The following is a 3304-nucleotide window of genomic DNA, read 5'->3' as shown; positions in this document are numbered from 1 at the left end:
CCAAATCATAATGATCAGGTTAGATTTGAAGATTTAAAAGGGCATTGGGGAGAAAAATATGCCAATATTTTAATAGATTTAAAAATTTCTAATGGTACCGAGAACGGTTGGCAACCAAATAGATTTATAACACGTGCTGAAGCTGCTCAACTTACTGCAAAAACAGATATGTTACAACAAAATTTAAACGATGAAAAAGAGGTTATTACTGCTACCTCATATGAAGATTTAAATTTAACAGTGGCTTCGAAAATTACAGCTCAAGAGATTGATAGTTTTATTGCAAAATATCATTCAGATAGTCCCTTAGTTGGACATGGACAAGATTTTATCAATGCGCAAAATCAATATGGCGTGAGTGCTCATTATTTAGCGGCGCATGCGATTTTAGAATCTGGATACGGAAAATCAGAAATCGCATATCAAAAACATAATTTATTCGGTCTACGTGCATATGATGGAGATCCGTTTAAATATGCGAAATATTTACCAAGCTACGGCGATAGCATTGCTTATAATGCTAATTATGTACGAGAAAGATATTTAGAAGAAAATGGTATGTATTATAACGGGCCAACATTAACTGGCATGAATGTGAAATATGCATCAGATAAAGGCTGGGCTAAGAAAATTGCAGGCATTATGGAACGTATTAAACCGTTTCGTGTAGAAGACTATACATATGAAAAAAAATTATCAAAGAATCCTGAAACATTAGATGTCGAAGCGTTATCAAATGAAATTCCGTATAAAATGTATGCAGACGGTTCAAGCACAAATGTTGTATCATCAGCTACTTACTACCAGGTACCTTATCCATTTAATTTGAAAATTAAAAGTAGACCAGATGTAGCTGTCGAGGAAAATAAAGTTGGTACAGTAACTCCTGGAACAACCATCTTTATTTATCGTGAAGATCCAAATGGATGGGTAGAATTCTCTTTTGAAGCTAATGGAGAAAAATATTGGACATTAAAAAATAAATTAAGTATGTAATTAAAAAGATCTATTGCACTAGTTTTAAAAGTATGGGATTGGACAATTGATTCTCTAGATTGGAAATACAGTAAATTACCCGTTGATGTAGCAGCTGCAAAGATTATTCAAAATGTCTTAGCAGGTGCGACATCCGCATGCTTTTTCGGGAAAATGTTGCGCAAAGTAGGTTCATTTTCAGCACTATCTCCTGGTTCACCGTAATCTTTAATGATGTAATATTCCTTATCTTAAATGTATATATTGAATATATGGATATATTGTGTTATGATGTGAATTAGAAACTCGCGTGTTTCAAATACAACATTTTTATCTTCTTGATGACCTCTTATCTTTCCGTAAGAGGTCCTTTTTTCTCCCTCCGTATTGCATAGCCGCTAAAATACTATGAAAAAATACTAGAGACTACTACAATGTGATATTCTCTAGTATTTTTTCTTTATCCATATTATCTATTGTTGGGTAATCGATGAATTATTAATTTTTGTATGATTTTCACAAAATAACTTTGAACCATTATTTATTTCAATATAAAATAATAAAGGGGTATATATGAATAGGTATGTCCTTTTTATGTGATGATAATGCGAATTGAAGCGTAATACTGAAACGGTAAACGAGAAGAATCAGTGCCGAAACAGATAGTAAGGAAAGTAAAACAGTAACAGCAGACAATACTTATAATGAAAACGTTCATAATGGACTGTCTATGGATGGAGAAAAAATACGAAAAGATAAAAGGGGCAAATGAATATGAACAGAGCCTTTAAAGGTACCGTATTAGCAGGGATAAGTGTGGGTTTCTTGCTAGCTGGTTGTACAATAGAAACATATGTCCTAACGCAGTCCAGAATATAAGCAAGTAGATTAAGTATTCTAAGCAGATAAATGAAGACTATCGCGATGAAGAAATTGAAAGACAACTAAGAGGTATAGCATTCTGACTTTCTAAATAACATGAGTGTTTCTATAGAATGAATCCTTAGGAGGGCTATTGTGGAACCTTTAATCAATGCTATTCTATACTTTGTATTTTTATTTGGAGCACTGTTTCTTATACTGGGTACTGCATTGGTTTTATTAATCGTGGCTGCATTACCAGTAATCTGGAAGAAGAATCTATCATTCCTAATGATTAGTTTAGGTATAAATATACTTGTCATTCCATTGTCTTTTTTTATTGGCGGGATGGCAACAGATTCTTCTGGTAGTACGATGCACGATTTTTGGGAAGTATTTTTCTTTATTCAGGTATTTCCGTTTCCCCTAGTACTGCTATCTTTAGTTTGGTGGCTTGTGCGTCGAAAAAAAGCAAAAGTTCATGTATAGTGTTTTTAATGCAAATAAGCTGTCCGTTTGGGCAGCTTATTATATTTATTACTAAGCGTGATTATTTCCAAAATGAATGCAATACCACTATACAGTTAAATTGAAGGTGAAACATATTGAAATCTTATCAAACTTTAGCCCACTTGTATGCATTAGGACTAGGCTGCGGACTTTGGAATAGAGAGGAGGTTATTTCATGGTGCGATAGGTTGATTGAAGCAAGTGATCACCCGCCATATGAAATTATGGAGATATCTTTAATGTCTAAAGCAAAGCTGATATATATAGAATCGGCTTTACTGTCATATAGCCGCATAGTTGATGAAAAACCCTTGGTAAACATCCTTCTTTCAGTCTTAAATGAAAAGTTAGTAGCTCAGAAATGGAATATTAAACAAGCGATTACTTGCTCTACTCGATTACTAGTAAATAGAGGCCTGTATTGGGAAGAAGAATATTTTGATTTATACAGCCTTAATGATAGCTATGACTTAGCACAGGAAGGTATCCATTTTAATGAAAAAGATGTGATTTCTGCTTATATCGATACATTAGATGTTTTTCGCATCCATTTTAACGAGTTTGAAGATCTCTATTTACAAGTCATGAAACAGAAGTGGCAAGGGGAGAGGGCAGGAAAAAGAATCATTGAATCGTAAGATTTATTTCCTGTATTTATCACCAAATTTATCTAGCCAAGACAAATCTGTCTTCGTGTTGATGAATTTTTGTCTCTTAATAGCTTAATGCTATCGTTTTTAATTTTTCCGACAGCAAGCAAAGTTAGCATGTTTAATGCATAATCAGACGCCTGTAAATGAGCATTACTATTTAAATTTTTACCAGAGAGTAATTTAGTTAATTAGTAGAAAAAGGAAGGGGCCTATTTGGCTCCTTCCCTTTTCTCATACATACATAACGCTTGTTGACAACTTATGAAATAATAGCATTCATCGCTATTAAAATATAACATTAAAAG

Annotated in this window: 3 protein-coding genes and 2 pseudogenes; 4 read left to right on the top strand and 1 reads right to left on the bottom strand. The window is 33.3% G+C overall.

Annotation, left to right across the window (positions count from 1 at the left end; genetic code table 11):
• On the top strand, window positions 1–996 hold a 996-nt coding region (locus ACQGS6_RS25145; protein WP_426965777.1), incomplete at its 5' end, for a glucosaminidase domain-containing protein.
• Between the two features lie 24 nt (window positions 997–1020).
• Window positions 1021–1134, top strand: a pseudogene (locus ACQGS6_RS25140) (polysaccharide deacetylase); the annotation flags it as partial.
• On the opposite strand, the pseudogene ACQGS6_RS25135 reads toward ACQGS6_RS25140, so the two are convergent.
• A pseudogene (locus tag ACQGS6_RS25135) lies at window positions 1122–1214 on the bottom strand (peptidase M56); the annotation flags it as partial. The pseudogenes ACQGS6_RS25140 and ACQGS6_RS25135 sit on opposite strands and share 13 nt — an antisense overlap.
• Window positions 1215–1992: 778 nt before the next feature.
• Here ACQGS6_RS25135 and ACQGS6_RS25130 point away from each other — a divergent pair.
• Both ACQGS6_RS25130 and ACQGS6_RS25125 read left to right on the top strand, forming a co-directional pair.
• Complete coding sequence (locus ACQGS6_RS25130; protein WP_000433526.1) at window positions 1993–2325, top strand: hypothetical protein; 333 nt, start codon at window positions 1993–1995, stop codon at window positions 2323–2325.
• A 116-nt stretch (window positions 2326–2441) separates the two neighbouring features.
• On the top strand, window positions 2442–2984 hold the full coding sequence (locus ACQGS6_RS25125) for a hypothetical protein (RefSeq protein ID WP_000844539.1): 543 nt from the start codon (window positions 2442–2444) through the stop codon (window positions 2982–2984).
• Window positions 2985–3304 lie beyond the last annotated feature (320 nt).

It is taken from the genome of Bacillus sp. GMs2/2 (assembly GCF_050172095.1).
GTDB classification, from domain to species: Bacteria; Bacillota; Bacilli; order Bacillales; family Bacillaceae_G; genus Bacillus_A; species Bacillus_A cereus.
The sequence above is the reverse complement of the archived record's forward strand: the minus strand, read 5'-3'. Positions and strand labels throughout refer to the sequence as shown.